Here is a 21,818-nt window from a genome sequence, read left to right as displayed (position 1 = left end):
TACCGGATCCCGGGGCTCCGCCCGGGATGGGGTCGGTGGGCGAGGCAGGAAAGCCTCGCGATCGCCGCTTGCGCTCAACCCGTACCTGTGGTTTGCATCGCGCAAACGCATAGGGTCCTTTTATGTCCGACTTCCTCGAAATCTCACCCGAGATCAAATACGCGCTGGCCGACGGGCAGCCCGTCGTGGCGCTCGAATCCACGATCATCACCCACGGCATGCCCTATCCGCAGAACATTCAAACGGCGCTCGCCGTGGAGCAGGTGGTGCGCGACAATGGGGCTGTGCCCGCAACCATCGCGGTGATGGGCGGCAAGTGCCAGGTGGGCGTGGCGGGGGAAACGCTCGAGGAACTGGCCAAGACCGGTTTGAGCGCCGCCAAGGCGTCGCGGCGCGATCTGGCCGCCATTCTGGTTAAAGGCCTGACCGCCGGAACCACTGTGGCCACCACCATGCAGATCGCGGCAATGGCGGGCATAAAGGTGTTCGCCACCGGCGGCATCGGTGGCGTGCATCGCGGCGCGGAAACCACATTCGACATTTCCGCCGATCTCACCGAACTCTCGCAAACCCCGGTCGCCGTGGTTTGCGCGGGCGCCAAGTCGATTCTCGACATCGGAAAAACCCTCGAAGTGCTTGAATCAAATGGCGTTCCGGTCATCGGCTATGGCACCGACGCCTTCCCGGCCTTTTTCGCGCGTGAGAGCGGATACGGCGTCGACTACCGGCTCGATACGCCTCAGGAGGTCGCGGCGCTGATCGGAACACAGGCGGCGCTCGATATGCCCGGCGGCGTTCTTGTCGCCAATCCGATCCCCGAGGCCGACGCGCTCGATGCCGACGAGATCAATTCCCGCATCGCCGCCGCCATTGCCGATGCCGAACGCGAGGGCGTGACCCGCAAGGACCTCACGCCCTATCTGCTCAACCGCATTTTCGAGTTGACCGACGGCAAGTCGCTGGTCGCCAATATCGCGCTGGTCAAAAACAACGCCGCCGTGGCCGCACAGATCGCCGCCGCCCTCGTTAAGCGCGCCTGACCATGACTGGCCGCATCCTCGTTGTCGGCGACGTCATTACTGATATTCTTGTCGTTCCCCAGGGGCCGGTGGCGCGCGGCACCGATACGGCGGCAACCATCCGCCAGATGCCGGGCGGTTCGGGCGCCAATCAGGCCGTATGGCTGGCGGCGATGGGCGCCGACGCCCATTTTGCCGCGCGCGTGGGAGCCGCCGATGTCGTTCGGCTTTCCCGCCATTTCGAGGGGCAGGGGGTTGCCGCCCATCTGGGGGGCGACGAAAACAACCCGACCGGGACACTGATCTGTCTTGTCGACAGCGATGGCGAGCGCAGCTTTCTCACCGATCGCGGCGCCAACGCCCATCTGGGCGAAACCGATCTCCCGTTCGAACTGCTCGATGGCATGGACCGGCTGCACATCTCCGGCTACGCCCTGTTCGAGCCCAAGCCACGCGCTGCCGTGATGGCGCTTTGCGCGCGCGCCAGGGCACGCAACATCCCCGTCAGCATCGATCCGGCCTCTACCGGCTTCCTGGCGGCGGCGGGCTACGACAGTTTTCTTGGCTGGGCGGCTGACGCCGAAATCATCTTCCCCAATGCCGATGAGGCCGAACTGCTCACCGGCCAGACCGATCCCGACCGCCAGATCGCTGCCCTGCTCGAAACCTTTCCCCGCGTTGTTCTCAAGCGCGGCAAGCTGGGAGCGGTCTATGCGGAGCGGGGGAGAGAGCCCCATGCTGTTGCCGCCGACGCCGTCGAGGTGGTCGATACCACCGGGGCCGGGGACGCATTTCTGGCGGGCTTTCTGGCCGCCGAAATGCGTGGCGAATCCCCGGTTTCAGCGCTGGGCGCGGCCATCGCCGCCGGCGCGCGCGCCGTGACACGGCTGGGAGCGCAACCGCTGGCCATGTGAGTTATTTGTGGCGCTTTGCAAGTATTTTTGCGCGCCAATGTTCCGATTGCCAGACGTTTCAAAATTGCGTTTACTGCCTGCGCGGCCTGGCTCGCCTTTATCTTTCGTTCATCCTGGCCGCTGCACCGCGATAACTTCGCATCTGCCAGGGGACGATGATGAAACGGGTACAAACACTTGCCATCGCGGCGATGCTCGCCACCGGTCTGGGCGCCGGCCATGCCACGGCTCAGGACGTCATGGTGGTCTATGACGCCTCGGGCTCCATGTGGGGCCAGATCGATGGCGTAACCAAGATCGAGATTGCCCGCGAGGTTCTTGGGGACCTCGTGAACCAGTGGTCGCCCGAAACCAATCTGGGCCTTGTGGCCTACGGCCATCGGCGCGAGGGCGATTGCGGCGACATCGAAACGGTTATTGCACCTCAACCCATTTCGCCCGCCAGCTTTGCCGATGCCGTCAACGCCATCAACCCTTTGGGACGTACCCCGCTTTCGGCCGCCGTCGAGCACGCTGCCGAGGAACTGGTCTATCTCGAAAACCCCGCAACGGTGGTGCTGATTTCCGACGGCATCGAGAACTGCGAGGCCGACCCCTGCGCGCTGGCAACCCATCTTAAAGAGCGCGGCATCGCCTTCACCACCCACGTCATCGGCTTTGACGTTGCGTCCGAGGAATATGCCCAACTCTCCTGCATTGCCGAGAACACCGGCGGTGTCTTCGTGCCGGCATCCAACGCCAGCGAGCTGGCCGACGCGCTCAACGCGGTCAAGCAGGTGATCGAGGAGGCGCCCGAGCCCCAGCCGCAGCCCGAGCCCGAACCGGAAGTGGCGCCGGTCGACATCAAAGCCCCCGCAAGCACCGCCGTTGGCACCGATTTTGTCGTGGCCTGGTCGCCGACCCTGGATGCCCTCGACTACCTGACCATCGTTCCGGTCGGGGCCGATGAGGGCGAGAGCCTCGATTATGAGTATGCGCGCGAGGACACGGAAGTGACGCTGACGGCTCCCGACGAACCGGGGCTTTATGAAGTGCGCTATGTTTTTGCCGCGACCGAGGAGACCGCCGGAAGCGCGCCGATCGAAATCGTCGATGCGGCCGTGACGCTTGCCGGGCCCGAAACCGTCACGGTCGGTGCCGATTTTGAGGTGGCCTGGAGCCCGACGCTCAATGCCCTCGATTGGATCACCATAGTCCCCGTGGGGGCCGATGAGGGCGAGAGCCTCGATTATGAGTATGCGCGCGAGGACACGGAAGTGACGCTGACGGCACCCGCCGAGCCGGGGCTCTATGAACTGCGTTACGTGCTTGCCGAAGGCGAGCGGACCATGGGGTCCTCCCCGGTCGAGGTGGTCGCTGTCGAGCAATCGGTTTCGGCCCCGGCAAGTGTTGCGACCGGAGCCGATTTCCAGGTGAGCTGGGGCGAGACGGTGAACGCTCTCGACTGGATCACCATAGTTCCGGTCGGCGCGCCCGAAGGTGAAGCGCTCGATTACGAATATACGCGCAGCGATGAGAGCGTGACCCTGACCGCGCCGTCCGAACCCGGACTATACGAGGTTCGCTACGTGCTGGCCGAAGGCGAGGTCACCATGGCTTCAACGCCGGTTGAGGTGACCGCGATCGAGCAATCGGTTTCGGCCCCGCAAGTCGTTATCGCCGAAGCCGATTTCGAGGTCACCTGGGGCGAGACCGTCAATGGACTTGACTGGGTAACCATAGTGCCGACTGGAGCGGAAGAGGGCGCCTATCTCGATTATGACTACGTTCGCGGTGACGATACGATCACCTTGACGGCGCCGGCCGAGCCGGGGCTTTACGAGGTGCGCTATGTGCTGGGCGAGGGTGAAGCCACACTGGCCAGCACACCGGTCGAGGTGCTGCCCATCGGCAGTCCGATCGACAGCGGCGCGGGCCTTTCAGCCCCTCCATCGGCGGCTCCGGGCGCGGCGGTGGTTGTCACCTGGACCGCCGATGTGGACGGGGCGCGCGTAACGCTGGCCCGTGCCGACCAGGCCGATTTCGCCTGGATCGAGGCCCAGCCCGCTTCCGGCGAAAAGGCCACCAAGTTCACGATGCCCGATGACCCCGGCACCTACGAAATCCGCTTTCTCGACGTGACCAATCAGACCCTGCTCGGCCGTTGGCCGATCACCGTGGAGTAGGAAATGAGCGGCGGTGTCAGGACGCCGCCCCGACCGCCGATATTGTACTTGCAATTGCCATTCGCCTCGGCTTTGCTTGGTGTCCAAGGACCATCGTGCTTCGAGAAGAGATGCCTTTGTGATCGACCTCCGTGGCAAATGGTCCGCAACGGGAGGAAAGTATGGATCTCATCAATTCCAGGCTCGCGCCGCGAATGGTGCTTGCCGCGGGGCTTGTCGCCGGCGCCTTGTCGCTTTCGGGGACGGTTTACGCCCAGGACGAAAGCGCCATGAGCCCTGTGCATTATTCGTCCGAGCAAGCCGATCGCGGTGAGGACCGATTTGCCCGCGATTGCGAGGATTGCCATGGCGACGATCTGCGGGGCGGGCTGATCGGGGGACCGCCGCTGCGCGGCCTGTCGTTTGAACAGAAATTCGCCAATGGCGCGCCGGCTTCGGCAATGTTCGGCTTTATGAGCGCGCTGATGCCGCCAAATGCTCCGGGCCGCTATTCACCCGAGGTCTATGCCGATCTCATGGCCTATATTCTTCAGGAAAACGGGTTCCCGGCCGGCAGCGAACCGCTGCCATCGGATATGGAGTCGCTTAACAATCTGATCGTTCAGAAGTGAGAAATCGCCCGGCTAGAGCAATTGAAGCGATTCGAAGAAGCGCTGAAAGGCTCTAAGGTGCGGAGGTGGCGATAAAATCATACTCCTCGAGGATGGAGCCGATCGTGCCATCCGCGGTGAGTGCCACTATCGCCTCGTCGATGGCCGTGCGCAGATAGGTGTTCTCGGACAACAGCAACCCGCCCACTCCGAGGCTGGACGGCCTTAGGGGGCTGGGGTCGACGATGTGAATTTCGGCCGCCTCGCTGTTGTCGCGTTGCTCGGCCCACAGGCTGGGGCCCCAGACCAGAGCCACATCCACGGTGCCATTGAGCAGCGAGGCTATGGACAATTCGTTTGTGCCCATCGGAAACACCGGCCAGCGTTCCTGAGGGGCCAACGTCGAGACATAGGTGAACAGCTGGAGATGGGCTGAAGTGCCCATGGTCGCGCCGATCGGGCGTGAGGGTGCCAGATCGCCCAGCGTCTGAATGGCCGGATCGGTGGCCGCAAAGACATATTGGGCCTCGTAGTAGGGCCGGGTGGCGATGACCCATTCGGGCAGCCCTTCGGGAATGAGCTTGAAGCCCATCTGCACGTCGCAATGTTCGAGAAGGATCTGGTAGATTCTCGTGATGTCCTCGCGCACGATATCGCTTTCCACCACATAGCGTTCCGGCTCGAGCAGCAATCCCCCGGCGATGGCATCGGCGATGTCGCTCGCCATCTCCCAGTCGGGATCGCGCTGGTCGACGCAATAGCGAAAATGGGAGGCATCGAGCGGCCGGCCGATGTTCCACTGGCCCGGTGCAAAGGGCACCTCGTAAAATTCGGGCTGTTGCGCCGGGGCGGTGCCCGGCGACAGCGTGGCCATAGCAATGGCTAGCGCCGAAGCCAGCAATGTAGCGACCGGACGCTGGAAAAGGGACAATTTCGAACTCCTCATGGACGCGGGGCGGACCGGAAATTTCCGTGCCCGCCCCGCTTCTTAGACTACACCTTCCGATCAGTCGGGAAGCGCAAACACATAAAGCGTTGCCGGATTGTCCACCGGCAGCCGGATGTCGGGGGTCAGCGATGCCAGGCGACCCAGCCCGGAGGCCCAGTTCGCGACAACGGCAACATATTGCTTGCCACCTGCCTCGTAGCTGATCGGGAACGATTCGAGCGAATTGCTCAACGGTCCGCTTTCCCAGAGCACCTCGCCGGTCTCGTCGTCCAGCGCCATGAACTTGCGATCAAGGCTGCCCACGAATACCAACCCGCCTGCCGTGGGCAGGGTCGAGCTGGTGATCGGCGCATATTGCCGGTACTGCCAAACCTCCGACTGGTCCGTCAGGTCGATGGCACGGACCTGGCCGATATTGCCGTCGCCATCGGGATGGGGGACGCGAGCAAAGGTCTGCAGCCCGCCGCCGGTGTAAATCTCGCCCGGATCGAGCGGGTTCACGGTGGTGTTGGAGCAGAACTCCACAGTCGGCAGATACAGGGTTTCTGTCCGCGGGCTGTAGGCCGTGGCCTGCCAGGCCTTGGCGCCCGGATCTGCCGGGCAGTTGAAGGTGGTCTCGCCGATCACCGGAATGACCTCTGGGTTGATTTCCTTCTCGCCGGTCTCCGGGTCGATCGAAAGCACCACATTCTGCGGCGCCGTCTCCTGAGCCCATAGCCATTCGCCCGTGGTGCGGTCGAGGGACTCGATGATGCCGATCTTTCCGGTCGTCACCACCTGCTGCCGCATCTCACCGTTGAACGGCAGGTCGACCAGGATGCGCTCATAGGCGTAGTCGAGGTCGAGAGAGTCGGTTTCCAGGTACTGGTGGTACCATTCGAGCTCGCCCGTCGTTACATCGATGGCAAGCGTGGAGTTGGTGTAGAGCGCCTCGTTGGTAACGTTCGGATCGGAACTCGGGGGTGTCAATCCCGCGATCTCGACGTTCCACGGATAGGGCTGCCCGACGCCGGCAAAGATCAGGTTCTGTTCAGGGTCGTACGAACCCGTGATCCAGGCCGATGCACCATGGCGGCTCTCCAGCGGGAGGCCGTTCCAGCTGTTGCCCTCGGGCGTATCGCCCCGGGCGATGGTGTAGACACGCCACAATTCCTCACCGGTATCCGCGTCGTGGCCGGTAAAGAAGCAGCCGCCGGGCTGAGCGTTGCTGCAAGAGGTCATGCCCTGGACAACGACGCCGTTCGCCACGATCGGTCCGCTCGAGAAAGCGAAGCCGTGCTCGTAGTTCGCAACCTGCTTGTCCCAGATCAACTGGCCGGTCTTGGCGTCCAGCGCAATCAGATGGGCATCGCGGGTGGCGATGAACAGCTTGTCGTCGTAGATCGCCTTGGAACGCTCACCGTTCGGGTTCACGTCGTCGGGGAGCTCGTATTCGTACTCCCAGATGAGTTCGCCCGTGGCCCCGTCGAGGGCCTGGATAAGGTGGCTTGCGTTCTGCAGGTACAAGATCCCGTCATGGACGAGCGGGGTTTCCTGCGTGCGTCCCCCCGGCGACATGCCCCAGGCCCAGGCCAGTTGCAGATCGCCCACATTGTCCTTGTTGATCTCTTCGAGCGGGCTGTAGCCCCAGCCGTCATATGTGCGTCGCCACATCAGCCAGTCGCCGTCGGGCGGGTCGGTCAACATTTCGTCAGTGACCGGCGAAAGGTTGTCGATCGGGTTGTCCTGGGCAACGCCCGCCTGTACGGCCAATAGAGAAACCGATGAAGCGGCAATTGCCAATAAGCCAATTAATTTTCTGGGTTTGGTCATGCGAGGCCTCCTCCAAAGCCTGGAGTACTGGCGCTCTTTCATGAAATACTTGGCTGGCGAAATACCGTCAGCTTCGAAAGCTTTGCCAGTACCATTTGATGGTACGCCCGCATGACGGAGGTCGTCAACCATTGGTTAACGATCGCCGCTCTCACAGGGGCCGTCCAACAAAAAGGCGGCGCTGTCGCACCGCCCTTGGATGCGCTTGGTGGCCTTAGAGCGCCTTGGTCAGTTCCGGCACGAGCTCGAACAGGTCGCCTACCAGCCCGTAATCGGCCACCCCGAAAATAGGGGCTTCGGGGTCCTTGTCGATGGCGACGATGACCTTGGAATTCTTCATCCCCGCCAGATGCTGGATCGCCCCGGAAATGCCCACGGCGATATAGAGATCGGGGGCGACCACCTTGCCGGTCTGTCCCACCTGCCAGTCATTGGGGGCATAGCCTGCGTCCACGGCGGCGCGCGAGGCACCCATGGCGGCCCCGAGCTTATCGGCCAGCGGCTTGATGATCGCGGTAAATTGATCTTCCGACCCCAGCGCCCGGCCGCCCGAAACCACGATCCGCGCATTGGCCAGGTCCGGTCCGGCGCTGACCGCGGCATCCCGCGACACGAATTTGACCTTCGGCGCCGACGGCGTGAAATCGACGGCCTCGGTGGTTGCCGCGCCGCCGTCACCGACTGCGTCGAACGCCGAGGCGCGCACGGTAATGACGATCTTGTCGGCCGAGGCTTCGACCGTCTGGATCGCCGCGCCCGCATAGACTGGGCGCTCGAAGGATTTGGGCGAGACCACAGCGGTGATATCGGAAACCTGCATCACGTCGAGCAATGCCGCAACGCGGGGCATGACGTTCTTGCCCGAGGTTGTCGCGGCGGCAACGATGTGGCTGTAATTGCCAGCCAGATGGACGAGCAGTTCGGAGACCGGCTCGGCAAGCTGGTGCGCATAGGCGTCGGCGTCGGCCAGAAGAACCTTTGCGACCCCATCGAGCTTTGCGGCGGCATCGGCCACCGCGCCGCAGTCGGTCCCGGCCACCAGCACATCGATATCGCCACCGATCTTTTGCGCGGCGGCAACGGCCTTGGCGGTCGCGACGGCGAGGGTGGAATTATCGTGTTCTGCGAGGATGAGAATACTCATAGCACCCGGGCCTCCGTCTTGAGCTTTTCAACGAGTTCGGCAACCGAACCCACCATCGAGCCGGGCTTGCGCTCGGCCGGTTTGGCGGTCGAAACGATCTTCAGGGTGGGTTCGAGTCCTACGCCCAGGCTTGCCGCATCGATTTCCTCGAGGGGCTTTTTCTTGGCCTTCATCACATTGGGCAGCGAGGCATAACGGGGCGTGTTGAGCCGCAGATCGGTTGAGATCACGGCGGGCAGGGCCAGTTCGAGCGTTTCGAGACCCCCATCGACCTCGCGCGTCACCGTCGCTTTGCCGTCCGCGATTTCGACCTTCGAGGCAAAGGTGGCCTGCGGCCAGCCGAGCAGGGCCGAGAGCATCTGGGCGGTCTGGTTGGAATCGTCGTCGATGGCCTGCTTGCCCATGATGACCAGATCGGGGCTCTGCTGTTCGGCAATTGTCTTGAGGATCTTGGCCACGGCCAGCGGTTCGATGGGCTCGTCGGTCCTGACCAGAATGGCGCTGTCGGCGCCCATGGCGAGTGCGGTGCGCAGCGTATCCTGGGCCTGCGCCGGGCCGATGGAAACGGCGACGATTTCAATGGCGATGCCCGCTTCCCTAAGCTTGATCGCCTCTTCGACGGCGATTTCGTCGAACGGGTTCATGCTCATTTTCTGGTTGGCGAGATCGACGCCCGTTCCGTCCGACTTCACCCGCACGGTGATGTTGGCGTCGAGCACCCGCTTGACCGGGACTAGAATTTTCAAAGCCGTCTCCTCTTGTAGATTCATCCGGGACGTGAGGCCGCTTGCTGCAAGTCTTTGTTGATCGCGCTTATGCGATCGGCAGCTTGGTCGTGAGCTTGATGCATTTGAGCGCGAAATGGGAGTTGATGGCCACAACGCCGGGCAAATGCAACAGCTTGCGTTTCAAAAGCCGCTCATATTCCTCTATCGAGGCGACCAGCGCACGCACCACATAGTCGGTCTCCCCGCTCATGGAATAACATTCCACGACCTCGGGATAGTCGGCCACGTCGCGCTCGAACGCTTCGAGCGTTTCCTCGTCATGCTGCTTGAGTTTGATGTGGGCGAAGACCGTGATATCCAGACCGAGCTTGTGCTGGTCGAGGATCGAAACGCGCTCCTTGATGACGCCGTCTTTTTCGAGGCGCTTGAGGCGACGCCAGAACGGGGTATGGGAGAGGCCCACCTTCTCCGCCATATCGGCTACCGAGAGGGACGAGTCCTCCTGGACCACCGTAAGAATCTTGCGATCCATCTCGTCCATGTAACTGTCTCCTCAATATGCCCGTAACAATAGGATGAAATATCCAATCATTACGCGATAGTCGGAGAATGAAGTCAAGTTCTCCCCTTCGATTGGTAGTAATATTGATCAAAGCCCAATGTTGCAATCGGGGAGGAGAGCAGCATGGACACAGTCGCCAAACGCGATAAATCCAACCGCCCAGCACTGTCGTTTTACGTACCCGAGCCGCCGGCCCGGCCCGGCCAGCCTGTCGATTTTTCCCATATCGAGGTGCCCGAGGCGGGCACCGTGCGCTGTCCCGACATCTCCGAACCCGAACGCGCGCTGCGCGATCTGCCCTATGAACTGATCCGCGTGCTCGATGAAAAGGGCAGAGCGGCGGGTCCCTGGGATCCGCGCCTCGACCCCGATACGCTGCGCGCCGGGCTGACCGCCATGCTCAAGACGCGCCTGTTCGACGACAGGATGTTTCGCGCCCATCGGCAGGGCAAGACCAGCTTTTACATGAAATCGCTGGGCGAGGAGGCCATCGGCGCCGCGCAGGCTCTGGCGCTCGATACGGGAGACATGAATTTTCCCACCTACCGCATGCTGTCCTGGCTGATGGCGCGGGGGTACCCGCTGATCGACCTGTGCAATCAGATCTATTCCAACGAGCGCGATCCTTTGCGCGGCCGCCAGCTCCCCATCCTTTATTCGGCGCGCGAGTACGGGTTCTATTCGCTCTCCGGCAATGTGGGGTCGCGCTTCGGGCACGCGGTGGGCTGGGCCATGGCCTCGGCCTTCAAATCCGACGACAAGATCGCCATCGGCCACGTTGGCGACGGCACCACGGCGGAAGGCGATTTCCACGAAGCCCTGACCTTCGCTGCCGTCTATAAGGCGCCGGTTATTCTTTGCGTCGAAAACAACCAGTGGGCGATTTCATCCTTCTCGGGCATCGCCGGGGCAAGGGAAACCACGTTTGCCGCCAAAGCCATCGCTTACGGCATTCCCGGCCTTAGGGTCGATGGCAATGATTTCCTCGCCGTCTATGCCGCGACCCAATGGGCGGCCGACCGGGCTCGCACCAATCATGGACCGACGCTGATCGAGTTTTTCACCTATCGCGCCGCCGGGCATTCGACCTCCGACGATCCCACTCGCTACCGCCCCGAGGACGAGGCCTCCAAATGGCCCCTGGGCGATCCGCTCGAGCGGCTCAAAGCCCACCTGATCGCCCTTGATGAATGGTCCGACGAACGACACGAAGCGCTGATCGCAGAATTGACCGCCGACATCAAAGCCGCCGTCAAGCAGGCCGAAGCCATCGGTACGCTGGGCCAGTCAAAGCCCAATCCGCGCGAAATGTTCGAGGACGTCTTCGCCCACCCCGACTGGCGCATCCGCGAACAGCGCAGGGAGGCGGGGGTATGAGCAGGATTTTGTCTTCAGTTCAGCCACCAGCAACCGCCGTCATCCCGGGCGAAGACGCGGGACCCGGTACACTCGGAGCCGGAAATCTGTCTTCCGCCGTGCCTCCCGCGTCCTCTGAGCATACTGGGTCCCGGCTCAAGGCCGGGATGACGGCGGAGTGTGTGACTCGCGTTGTGCGAATGTTGCAAACGACGAGAGGTCTCCCATGCCTGCAATGAACATGATCCAGGCGCTCAATTCCGCCCTCGACGTCAAGCTGGGCAGCGATCCCGATACGCTGGTGTTCGGGGAGGACGTCGGCTATTTCGGCGGCGTGTTCCGCGTCACTGAAGGATTGCAGAAAAAACACGGGCTAAACCGCTGTTTCGACTCCCCCATTTCCGAAGGCGGCATTGTCGCCACGGCGATCGGCATGGGCGCATACGGGCTGCGGCCCATCGTCGAAATCCAGTTCGCCGACTATATCCTGCCCGCCTACGACCAGCTCGTTTCCGAAGCGGCGCGGCTTCGCTATCGCTCGAACGGGGAGTTCTGGTGTCCGATCACGGTGCGCTCGCCCTATGGCGGCGGGATTTTCGGCGGCCAGACCCATTCGCAAAGCCCCGAGGCGATCTTTGCGCATGTGACGGGGCTGAAAACCGTAATCCCGTCCAACCCCTATGACGCCAAAGGGCTGCTGCTGGCGGCAATCGAGGAAGACGATCCTGTGATCTTTCTCGAACCCAAGCGGCTCTATAACGGCCCGTTCGACGGCCACCACGACAAGCCGCTGACCACATGGGCCGAACACAAGCTCGGCGAGGTGCCATCCGGACACTACACAGTGCCGCTCGGTTCGGCCTCGGTGATGCGCGAGGGCAAGGAAGTGACGGTGCTCGCCTACGGCACTATGGTCCATGTCTGCAACGCCGCGATCTCAGAGTCCGGGGTCGATGCCGAGTTGATCGATCTGCGCTCCATAGTGCCGCTCGACATCGACGCCATCGTCAAATCGGTCAAAAAAACCGGCCGCTGTGTCATCGTCCACGAAGCCTCGCGGTTCGGCGGGTTCGGGGCCGAGCTTTCGGCGCTCATACAGGAACGGTGCTTTTATCATCTGCGCGCGCCCATCGAGCGGGTGGCGGGGTGGGATACGCCCTATCCCCACGCCTTCGAGTGGGATTATTTCCCCGGCCCGGTCCGCGTCACCAAGGCGCTCAAGCGCTGTGTGGAGGCGGTGGCATGAAAACCTATTCCTTCCGCCTGCCCGACATCGGCGAAGGCGTCGCCGAGGCCGAAATAACCGCCTGGCACGTCAAGGTGGGTGATCGGGTCGAGGAGGACCAGACCCTTGTCGACGTCATGACCGACAAGGCGACAATCGACATGACATCGCCGGTGGCCGGTACGGTGCTGAAACTCTTCGGCGCCGAAGGCGACAAGGCGCCCGTCGGCTCGGTGCTGGTCGAGCTTGAGATCGAGGGCGAGGCGGCGGCCACCACGACCTCGGCGAAAACCGGGGACCAGCCGAGCGGCAGCGAACCGGGGAGCGAGCGGCAAGGGCCCATGGACCCCGGCTTTCGCCGGGGCAGCGATGGGGAAGAAGAAGCGCCTGAGGTCCCATCTTCTGAACCTACCCCACCCACCCCCGTCATCCCGGGCGAAGACCCGGGATCCAGTACACTCGGACCCGGAGATCGGTCTTCCGCCGTGCCTCCCACGTCCTCCGAGCACACTGGATCCCGGCTCAAGGCCGGGATGACAGAGGGGGCGGGACATCACCACCAGATCCTCATCGCTCCGGCCACCCGCCGCCGCGCCGAGGACCTCGATATCGATCTTAATTACGTCACCGGAACCGGCCCGGAAGGGCGCATCACCGATGCCGACCTCGACGCCCATCTCAAGGGCAAGGCGCCCGCGCCCGCCCCGCGCGAACGTCACGGCGTCTACGAGAAAAAGATCATCGGCCTGCGCCGCAGGATCGCCGAGCGCATGGAACGTTCGGCGCGTTCAATCCCGCATTTCTCCTATGTCGAGGATTGCGACATGACGGCGCTGGAAGGTTTGCGCCGGGAAATCAACGCCGCGCGTCAGGGTGCCCAGCCCAAGCTGACCCTTCTGCCCTTCTTCATGCGCGCGCTGGCACAATTGCTGCCCGAATTCCCGCACGTCAACGCCCATTACGACGACGAAGCGGGGGTGCTGCGCCAGTTCGAGCCTATCCATATCGGGATTGCCACCCAAACCGCCGAGGGGCTGATGGTGCCTGTCGTCCGCCACGTCGAAGCACTCGACATCTGGGACTGCGCCCGTGAGATGAGCCGGGTCACCAACGCGGCGCGCGAGGGCAGGGCATCGCGCGACGAGCTTTCGGGATCGACAATCACCCTGACCAGCCTCGGCGCGCTGGGCGGCGTTGCCGCGACCCCGATTATCAACCACCCCGAAGTGGCGATCATCGGCCCCAACAAGCTCATGGGCCGCCCGGTGTTCATCAACAACCAGGTGACCGTGCGCACCATGATGAACCTTTCCTCGAGCTTCGATCACCGCATTGTCGATGGCTATGACGCGGCCAAATTCATCCAGCGGCTCAAGAGATTGCTGGAAAACCCGGCTCTGATTTTTATCGAAAAGCGGAGCTGGTCATGAGCACGCTAAGGCCCCCTCACCCGACGCTTCGCGCCGACCTCTCCCCCAAGGGAGAGGTGTTCCCCGCGGCTTGCGGCAATCTTAACCTCTCCCTTGGGGGAGAGGTCGGATGGCGCAGCCAGACGGGTGAGGGGGCCTTCGCCCCTTACGCCATCGCCACAGCCAAACCGCAGGTCCAATGACATGACTCATCTCGATTTCGCCCTCGGCGACATGGCCGATACGATCCGGCAAACCACCCACCGGTTCGCCACCGACAAGATTGCGCCGCGCGCCGCCGAGATCGATGAGACAAACACGTTTCCCATCGACCTCTGGCCGGAAATGGGGGAACTCGGCCTGCACGGGATAACCGTGGAAGAGGAATTCGGCGGGCTTGGGCTGGGTTATCTGGAACATTGCGTCGCCGTCGAGGAAGTCTCGCGCGCCTCGGCTTCGGTGGGGCTGTCCTACGGCGCTCACTCCAACCTGGCGGTCAACCAGACCCGCCGCTGGGGCAGCGAGGCGCAAAAGCGCAAATATCTGCCCAAACTGATTTCGGGCGAGCATGTGGGGGCGCTGGCCATGTCCGAAGCCGGATCGGGGTCCGACGTGGTCTCGATGTCGCTGCGCGCCGAAAAGCGGGGCGATCGCTATGTGCTCAACGGCACCAAATTCTGGATCACCAACGCGCCCAAAGCCGACGTGCTCATCGTTTATGCCAAGACCGATCCAAACGCCGGCCCCAAGGGCATCACCGCCTTCATCATCGAAAAGGGCATGAAGGGCTTTTCGGTGTCGCCCAAACTCGACAAGATGGGCATGCGCGGCTCGGACACCGCCGAACTCGTGTTCACCGACTGCGAGGTTTCGGCCGAAAACGTTCTGGGCGCCGAAGGGCAGGGGGTGAAAATCCTGATGTCGGGTCTCGACTACGAACGCGTCGTGCTCGCAGCGGGGCCGCTGGGCATCATGCAGGCGTGCCTGGACACCGTGCTGCCCTATATCCGCGACCGCAAACAGTTCGGCGCGCCCATCGGTTCGTTCCAGCTCATGCAGGCAAAAATCGCCGACATGTATGTCGCGCTCAATTCCTCGCGCGCCTATGTCTATGCGGTGGCCAAGGCGTGCGACGCGGGAAAGACAACGCGCTTCGATGCCGCCGGCGCCATCCTCCTGGCGTCGGAAAACGCGGTGAAGGTGTCGCTCGAAGCCGTGCAGGCGCTGGGCGGGGCTGGCTATACCAAAGAATGGCCGGCGGAACGCTTCGTGCGCGATGCAAAGCTCTACGATATCGGGGCGGGGACAAACGAAATCCGCCGCTTCCTCATCGGGCGCGAGGTGATCGGGATATGACAGGTCCCGCCCTGCAATCGGCCATCAATCCTTCGTCCGAGGCCTTTCGAACCAACGCGGCGCACAATCGCGCGCTGGCCGCAGAGCTTCGCGACATTGCCGCCAAGACCGCATTGGGCGGACCTGAAACCTCCCGTCAGCGCCATGTGGCGCGCGGGAAACTGCTGCCGCGCGATCGCGTCGAACGCCTGCTCGATCCGGGCTCGCCGTTCGTCGAAATCGGCCAGCTCGCCGCCAACGGCATGTATGGCGACGAGGCACCGGGGGCGGGGATCATCTGCGGCATCGGGCAGGTTTCGGGCCGGCTGGTGATGATTGTTTGCAACGATCCCACAGTCAAAGGCGGCGCTTACTTTCCCCTGACCGTCAAAAAGCACCTGCGCGCCCAGGAAATCGCGCTCGAAAACCGTCTGCCCTGCATCTACCTGGTCGATTCCGGCGGCGCCAATCTGCCCTTTCAGGCCGAGGTTTTCCCCGACCGCGACCATTTCGGGCGCATCTTTTTCAATCAGGCGCAGATGTCGGCCCAATCGATCCCCCAGATCGCCTGTGTGATGGGTTCGTGCACGGCGGGCGGGGCCTATGTTCCCGCCATGAGCGATGAAACGGTGATCGTGCGCAATCAGGGCACGATTTTTCTGGCCGGACCGCCATTGGTCAAGGCCGCCACCGGCGAAATCATCTCGGCCGAGGAACTGGGCGGTGCCGAAACCCATGGCAGGAAATCCGGTGTCGTCGACCACATAGCGGAAAACGACGAGCACGCGCTGACCATTGTTCGCGATATCGTTTCCACATTGCCGGAAAGCCAGGTCAAGGGCGATGGCGTCGACGTCGACAAAAACAGTCACGACAGCGCAGAGCTTTACGGCATAATTCCTCTCGATGTCAGGGCGCCCTACGACGTGCGCGAGATCATCGCCCGCATCGTGGACGGAGCGCGCTTTCACGAGTTCAAGGCAAATTACGGCACCACCCTCGTCACCGGCTTTGCCGAGCTTTGGGGCACCAAGATCGGCATCGTCGCCAACAATGGCGTGCTGTTTTCCGAAAGCGCATTGAAGGGCGCTCACTTTATCGAATTGTGCTGCCAGCGCCGCATCCCGCTGCTGTTCCTGCAAAATATCTCCGGCTTCATGGTCGGGGGGAAATATGAGGCGGGCGGCATCGCCAAGGACGGCGCCAAGCTGGTGACCGCCGTCGCCACGGCCACGGTGCCGAAAATCACCCTCATTGTCGGCGGCAGCTTCGGCGCCGGAAATTACGGCATGGCGGGGCGGGCCTATTCCCCGCGGTTCGTGTTCACCTGGCCCAACGCCCGCATCTCGGTGATGGGCGGCGAACAGGCCGCATCGGTGCTGGCCACCGTCAAGCGGGACGGGCTTGAATCGAAAGGCGAAAACTGGAGCGCAGAGGACGAGGAAGCCTTCAAAAATCCCATCCGCGAGCGCTACGAGGCGGAAGGAAACCCCTATTTCGCCACGGCGCGGCTGTGGGACGACGGCATCATCGATCCGGCCCAGACCCGCGACGTCCTGGGCCTCGCTTTTAGCGTCACCCTCAACGCCCCGATTCCCGAGCGCCCGCAATTCGGGCTGTTCAGGATGTAGATGATGATAAAGCGTTTGCTCATCGCCAATCGCGGCGAAATCGCCTGCCGCATCATCCGCACAGCGCGGCGCCTGGGCGTTGAAACCGTTGCGGTTTTTTCCGACGCCGACGCCGGTGCGCTCCATGTCCGCATGGCCGATACGGCGGTCCATATCGGCCCGTCACCGGTCAGCGAGAGCTATCTGCGCGGTGATGCAATCATCGCTGCCGCGCTTGAATCCGGGGCGGATGCAATCCATCCGGGTTTCGGTTTCCTTTCGGAAAATGCCCAGTTTGCGCAAGCCGTTATCGATGCCGGGCTGATCTGGGTCGGCCCCGATCCAGCCTCGATCGAGGCGATGGGATTAAAGGACGCGGCCAAAAAGCTGATGCAGGATGCTGGCGTGCCGGTGACGCCGGGCTATTTGGGCGCGGACCAGTCGCCCAAAACACTTGCCGAGGCCGGCGACGAGATCGGCTATCCTCTTTTGATCAAGGCCATCGCCGGGGGCGGCGGCAAGGGGATGCGCAGGGTCGAAAGACCCGAGGATTTTTCCGCCGCTCTGCAATCGTGCCGGCGCGAGGCGAAAAGTGCGTTCGGCGACGACCGCGTGCTGCTCGAAAAATACGTAACCCGCCCGCGTCATATCGAGGTGCAGATATTCGGCGACCGGCACGGCAATGTCGTGCACCTGTTCGAGCGCGATTGCTCACTACAGCGCCGCCACCAGAAGGTGATCGAGGAAGCCCCGGCGCCCGGCATGGATGAAGGCACCCGCGCCGCCATCTGCGCCGCCGCCGTCAAGGCCGCCCAGGCTGTCGATTATGTAGGGGCGGGCACGATAGAATTTATCGCCGACGCCTCGGACGGCCTGCGCGCCGACCGCATCTGGTTCATGGAGATGAACACGCGGTTGCAGGTCGAACACCCGGTCACCGAGGCGATCACCGGGGTCGATCTCGTCGAATGGCAGCTCAGAATCGCTGCCGGAGAAACCCTGCCCAAGTCGCAGGATCAGTTGAGTTTTTCGGGATGGGCGGTGGAGGCGAGGCTCTATGCCGAAGACCCCGCCAACGGTTTCATGCCCTCGACCGGAACGCTCGAAATCTTCGAATTGCCCAACGGCATCCGCATCGAAACCGGCGTGGCGGCTGGAGATGCGATCACACCATTCTACGATCCGATGATCGCCAAGCTGATTGCCCATGGCCGCACGCGGACCGAGGCCATCGAAACGCTCAAAACGGCCTGCCGGTCCATCGCCATCCACCCGGTAAAAACCAACGCAGCTTTCCTGGCCCGCGCGCTGTCCGAGCCCGAGTTTGGCGCCGGAAACATCGATACGGGGTTCATCGAACGCCATGGCGTTGCACTGACTCAACCTGTCGCCCCGTCCGCACAAGCGCTTGAACTTGCCGCACAATCCATGCTGCCACAAGGGCAGGGAGCGTGGGGCGATCTCATCGGTTTCCGCATGAATGCCGGGCCGAACCGTGCCATGCGCATGCGCCTGGCCTCAGAGCCGGTAACCGTTGTCCTTCCCTTCGGAATGCGCCAGCCCGGCGCGCAGGCGCCAAGAATCGTCGACCGATCGGCGCAGCGCACCCTCATCGCCGAGGCAGGCGAAATCTTCGCCTTCTCCCCCGACCGCTCCAACGCCACCCATGGCGGCGCGGCGGTAGACGGCGCCATCCTCGCCCCGATTCCCGGAAAGGTCACAGCCATCCCCGTCGCGCCCGGCCAGCGGGTGGCCAAGGGCGAAACCCTTATCGTGCTCGAAGCGATGAAAATGGAATACACTCTGTCCGCACCCTTTGACGGCACCGTCACCGCGATCAACGCTTCGGGCGGCGAGCAGGTCACCGAGGGCACCGTCCTGGTGGAAATCGCGGAGGAAAACCAATGAGCGGGCGCTATTTCGAGGACTGGTCGATCGGCGATACCGTCGCCCATCCCATCCGCCGAACGGTCACCGAGGCGGACAATGTGCTCATCACCACATTGACCCACAATCCCCAGCCGCTGCACCTCGATGCCGAATATGCAAAGGGCACGGAATTCGGCCGGATCGTCGTAAACGGCACCTTCACGTTCTCGCTGATGGTGGGGATTTCGGTTGCCGAAACCACCCTTGGCACCCTGATCGCCAATCTTGGCTATGACGCGGTCAGGATGCCCAAGCCGGTGTTCGTCGGCGATACGCTGCGTATCGAATCCGAGGCGATCGACCTGCGCGCCTCGGCCAGCCGCCCGGAGGCGGGGATCGTTACCTTTGCCCATCGTGCCATCAACCAGCGCGACGAGATCGTCTGCACCTGCACGCGCAGCGCATTGATCCGGCGGAGGCCGAAATGAGGCTGCGCTCGCTGCTCTTTGTTCCCGGAGATCGCCCGGACCGCATGGAAAAGGCGCTGAACAGCGGCGCCGATGCGGTGATCGTCGATCTTGAAGATTCGGTGCTGCCCGAGCGCAAGCCGTGGGCGAGAAAGGATGTGGCGCAATTTCTCGCGACGGCGGGACGGACGGCAAGGCTCATGGTACGCGTCAATCCGCTCGGCACCGCCGATCTTGCAGCCGATCTCGAAGCGATCCTGCCTGCAAAGCCCGATGCGCTGGTGTTGCCCAAATCGGAATCGGCAAGCTCGGTCGCCGAACTCGCCGCCATGCTCGGGCTTGCCCACATACCCATCCTGCCCATTGCAACCGAAACGCCAAAGGCGGTGTTCGGACTGGGCACTTATGGTGCCGTTGCCAACCGGCTTTGCGGCTTGACCTGGGGCGCAGAGGACCTGCCCGCCGCGATCGGCGCCACAACGGCGCGCCATTCCGACGGCAGCTACACATCGCCCTATGAACTGGCGCGCAATCTCACTCTTTTCGGCGCCCATGCCACGGGCGTTCCGGCCATCGAGACCGTCTATCCCAACATCGCCGATAGAGAGGGGCTGAAGGCCTATGCCGAGCGCGGCCGCCGCGACGGGTTCTCCGGCATGATGGCCATTCACCCCACCCAGGTCGCGATAATCAATGCTGCCTTTGCCCCCACGCAAGCCGAAATCGCCCACGCCCGCGCCATTATCTCCGCCTTCGCCGACAATCCGGGCGCGGGAGCCGTTCAGCTTGACGGCAAGATGATCGACCGGCCCCATCTCCTCGCTGCCAAACGCCTGCTGGCAATGACGCAAGAGTGAGTCGCTGCTGCATCAACCAGATATTTAATGACCTTGGAGGCGTTTGCTATGCGACGGCCTCTGGACGGGCCGGGTCTTTCCGGAGACGTTCTCGGGCCACCGATATTTCTCAGGAGCCTTCTCATGGCAAACCGCACCGGCGGACAGATACTCGTCGATCAGCTCAAGATTCACGGCGCCGACCACGTGTTCTGCGTGCCGGGCGAGAGTTATCTCGCCGTGCTCGACGCGCTATACGACGTGCCGCAGATCAAGGTGGTCACCTGCCGCCACGAGGGTAATGCGGCGATGATGGCCGAGGCGCACGGCAAGCTCACCGGCCGCCCCGGCATCTGCATGGTGACCCGCGGGCCGGGGGCGACCAATGCCAGCGCCGGCCTGCATGTGGCCATGCAGGATGCCACCCCGATGATTTTGCTCATCGGTCAGGTGGCGCGCGACCAGGTCGAACGCGAGGCCTTTCAGGAAATCGACTATCGCCGCATGTTGGGGCAGGTGACCAAATGGACGGTGCAGGTCGACGATGCCTCCCGGTTGCCCGAACTGATCGCCCGCGCCTTCCGGGTGGCGACCAGTGGCCGTCCCGGCCCGGTGGCCATCGCGCTGCCCGAGGACATGCTGACCGAATTGGCCGACGTGCGCGACGCATTGGCCTATACGCCGCTGCAAAGCTGGCCGGGCGCCGGCGAACTCGACGCCATGCGCACAATGCTGGCCAAGGCGCAACGCCCCATGATGCTGCTCGGTGGTGCCCCGTGGGATGAAGAGGCCGTTTCTGCCGTCCAGCGTTTTGCCGAGGCCAACCAGCTGCCGGTTGCAACGAGCTTTCGCCGTGCCGACAGGTTCGACAACAACCATCCGCTCTACGCGGGCGACCTGGGCATCGGGCCAAACCCCAAACTGCTCGAAGCCATCAAGGCATCGGACCTGCTGATCGTTGTCGGGGCGCGGCTGACGGAGATGACGACGGGGGGGTATACCCTGTTCGATATTCCCGTTCCGAAACAGACACTTATTCACATTCATCCCGATCCCGAGGAGTTGGGCCGGGTCTATCATCCCGCGCTGGCCATCAATGCCACCCCGCGCGAATTTGCAAAATCGCTCGGGACGCTGGAGCCGATCGCGTCTCCGGCCTGGGCGGGGACCGGCGAGGCCGCCCACGCGGCCTATGGCGAATGGCAGGTCTGTCCGTCCAATCCCGGCGATATCCAGCTGGGCGAGGTGATGGCATGGCTCGAGGCCAATATGCCCGCCGAAACCATCTATACCAACGGCGCCGGCAATTTCTCGGTCTGGCTGCACCGCTTCCATCGCTATCGCCAATTTGCGACGGAACTGGCGCCCACCTCGGGGTCCATGGGCTATGGTTTCCCGGCAGCGATCGCGGCCGCTATCGTCAAGCCCGAAACGCCTGTGGTCTGCTTTGCCGGCGACGGCGATTTTCTCATGAGCGCGCAGGATCTTGCGACCGCCATGGCTGCTGGCGCCAAGCCGGTGACCATCGTTTTCAACAACGGCATCCTGGGCACCATCCGCATGCATCAGGAAAACCATTACCCCGGTCGTGTCTCGGCCACCGACCTGGTCAATCCCGATTTCGCCGACTACGCAAGAGCTTTCGGCGCCCATGGCGAAACCGTCAGCACCACCGCTGAGTTTGCCCCTGCAATGGAACGCGCGCTGGCATCGGGCAAGGCGGCGGTGATCGAACTCAAGCTCGATCCAGAGGCGATCACCCCCCGAACCACCCTTGCCAAGCTCCGGCAGGCCGCTCAGAACAAGGCGTAGCGATATGAATTCCGCT

At 63.0% G+C, this 21,818-nt stretch carries 19 protein-coding genes; 14 read left to right on the top strand and 5 right to left on the bottom strand.

What is annotated here, in order from left to right:
- Positions 1–122 precede the first annotated feature (122 nt).
- The 4 genes from ACP148_RS09270 to ACP148_RS09255 all read left to right on the top strand — a co-directional run bounded on the left by ACP148_RS09270 (position 123) and on the right by ACP148_RS09255 (position 4,709).
- Positions 123–1,040, top strand: a complete 918-nt coding sequence (locus tag ACP148_RS09270; protein WP_421950628.1) for a pseudouridine-5'-phosphate glycosidase — start codon at positions 123–125, stop codon at positions 1,038–1,040.
- A gap of 2 nt (positions 1,041–1,042) precedes the next feature.
- Positions 1,043–1,933: a carbohydrate kinase family protein gene (locus ACP148_RS09265; RefSeq protein ID WP_421950627.1), complete on the top strand. Its 891-nt coding sequence runs from the start codon at positions 1,043–1,045 to the stop codon at positions 1,931–1,933.
- Between the two features lie 158 nt (positions 1,934–2,091).
- Positions 2,092–4,098, top strand: coding sequence for a vWA domain-containing protein (locus ACP148_RS09260; RefSeq protein ID WP_421950626.1), 2,007 nt, complete (start codon positions 2,092–2,094; stop codon positions 4,096–4,098).
- Positions 4,099–4,259: 161 nt separating this feature from the next.
- Complete coding sequence (locus ACP148_RS09255) at positions 4,260–4,709, top strand: c-type cytochrome (protein ID WP_421950625.1); 450 nt, start codon at positions 4,260–4,262, stop codon at positions 4,707–4,709.
- A gap of 52 nt (positions 4,710–4,761) precedes the next feature.
- Here the strand turns inward: ACP148_RS09255 and ACP148_RS09250 are convergent, their stop codons facing one another.
- The 5 genes from ACP148_RS09250 to ACP148_RS09230 form a co-directional block, all read right to left on the bottom strand.
- On the bottom strand, positions 4,762–5,619 hold the full coding sequence (locus ACP148_RS09250; protein ID WP_421950624.1) for a substrate-binding periplasmic protein: 858 nt from the start codon (positions 5,617–5,619) through the stop codon (positions 4,762–4,764).
- Between the two features lie 75 nt (positions 5,620–5,694).
- Positions 5,695–7,449, bottom strand: coding sequence for a pyrroloquinoline quinone-dependent dehydrogenase (locus ACP148_RS09245; RefSeq protein ID WP_421950623.1), 1,755 nt, complete (start codon positions 7,447–7,449; stop codon positions 5,695–5,697).
- Positions 7,450–7,663: 214 nt separating this feature from the next.
- Positions 7,664–8,593 (bottom strand): electron transfer flavoprotein subunit alpha/FixB family protein, encoded by a 930-nt coding sequence (locus tag ACP148_RS09240; RefSeq protein WP_421950622.1) that lies wholly within the window; start codon positions 8,591–8,593, stop codon positions 7,664–7,666.
- Positions 8,590–9,339, bottom strand: coding sequence for an electron transfer flavoprotein subunit beta/FixA family protein (locus ACP148_RS09235; protein WP_421950621.1), 750 nt, complete (start codon positions 9,337–9,339; stop codon positions 8,590–8,592). The genes ACP148_RS09240 and ACP148_RS09235 overlap by 4 nt, the downstream gene beginning before the upstream one ends.
- Before the next feature lie 67 nt (positions 9,340–9,406).
- A complete protein-coding gene (locus ACP148_RS09230; RefSeq protein WP_421950620.1) occupies positions 9,407–9,862 on the bottom strand; it encodes an Lrp/AsnC family transcriptional regulator in 456 nt (151 codons plus the stop codon).
- A 144-nt stretch (positions 9,863–10,006) separates the two neighbouring features.
- Between ACP148_RS09230 and ACP148_RS09225 the strand changes: the two genes are divergently transcribed.
- The 10 genes from ACP148_RS09225 (at position 10,007) to ACP148_RS09180 (ending at position 21,802) form a co-directional block, all read left to right on the top strand.
- Positions 10,007–11,260, top strand: coding sequence for a thiamine pyrophosphate-dependent enzyme (locus ACP148_RS09225; protein WP_421950619.1), 1,254 nt, complete (start codon positions 10,007–10,009; stop codon positions 11,258–11,260).
- A gap of 205 nt (positions 11,261–11,465) precedes the next feature.
- Positions 11,466–12,485 (top strand): alpha-ketoacid dehydrogenase subunit beta, encoded by a 1,020-nt coding sequence (locus tag ACP148_RS09220; RefSeq protein ID WP_421950618.1) that lies wholly within the window; start codon positions 11,466–11,468, stop codon positions 12,483–12,485.
- Complete coding sequence (locus ACP148_RS09215) at positions 12,482–13,894, top strand: dihydrolipoamide acetyltransferase family protein (RefSeq protein ID WP_421950617.1); 1,413 nt, start codon at positions 12,482–12,484, stop codon at positions 13,892–13,894. The genes ACP148_RS09220 and ACP148_RS09215 overlap by 4 nt, the downstream gene beginning before the upstream one ends.
- Positions 13,891–14,076, top strand: coding sequence for a hypothetical protein (locus ACP148_RS09210; RefSeq protein WP_421950616.1), 186 nt, complete (start codon positions 13,891–13,893; stop codon positions 14,074–14,076). The genes ACP148_RS09215 and ACP148_RS09210 overlap by 4 nt, the downstream gene beginning before the upstream one ends.
- 1 nt (position 14,077) lies before the next feature.
- A complete protein-coding gene (locus ACP148_RS09205; RefSeq protein WP_421950615.1) occupies positions 14,078–15,229 on the top strand; it encodes an isovaleryl-CoA dehydrogenase in 1,152 nt (383 codons plus the stop codon).
- Positions 15,226–16,839 (top strand): carboxyl transferase domain-containing protein, encoded by a 1,614-nt coding sequence (locus ACP148_RS09200; protein WP_421950614.1) that lies wholly within the window; start codon positions 15,226–15,228, stop codon positions 16,837–16,839. Before ACP148_RS09205 ends, ACP148_RS09200 begins: the two co-directional genes overlap by 4 nt.
- 3 nt (positions 16,840–16,842) lie before the next feature.
- Positions 16,843–18,726: an acetyl/propionyl/methylcrotonyl-CoA carboxylase subunit alpha gene (locus ACP148_RS09195; RefSeq protein WP_421950900.1), complete on the top strand. Its 1,884-nt coding sequence runs from the start codon at positions 16,843–16,845 to the stop codon at positions 18,724–18,726.
- A complete protein-coding gene (locus tag ACP148_RS09190) occupies positions 18,723–19,175 on the top strand; it encodes a MaoC family dehydratase (protein ID WP_421950613.1) in 453 nt (150 codons plus the stop codon). The genes ACP148_RS09195 and ACP148_RS09190 overlap by 4 nt, the downstream gene beginning before the upstream one ends.
- The gene (locus tag ACP148_RS09185; RefSeq protein ID WP_421950612.1) at positions 19,172–20,011 is read left to right on the top strand and encodes an HpcH/HpaI aldolase/citrate lyase family protein; all 840 of its coding nucleotides are present in this window, start codon (positions 19,172–19,174) and stop codon (positions 20,009–20,011) included. The genes ACP148_RS09190 and ACP148_RS09185 overlap by 4 nt, the downstream gene beginning before the upstream one ends.
- Before the next feature lie 123 nt (positions 20,012–20,134).
- Entirely contained in the window at positions 20,135–21,802 is a 1,668-nt protein-coding gene (locus tag ACP148_RS09180; protein ID WP_421950611.1) for a thiamine pyrophosphate-binding protein, read from the top strand.
- The last annotated feature ends 16 nt before the right edge of the window (positions 21,803–21,818 follow it).

It is taken from the genome of Pelagibacterium sp. (assembly GCF_965249125.1).
GTDB lineage: Bacteria > Pseudomonadota > Alphaproteobacteria > Rhizobiales > Devosiaceae > Pelagibacterium.
The sequence above is the reverse complement of the archived record's forward strand: the minus strand, read 5'-3'. Positions and strand labels throughout refer to the sequence as shown.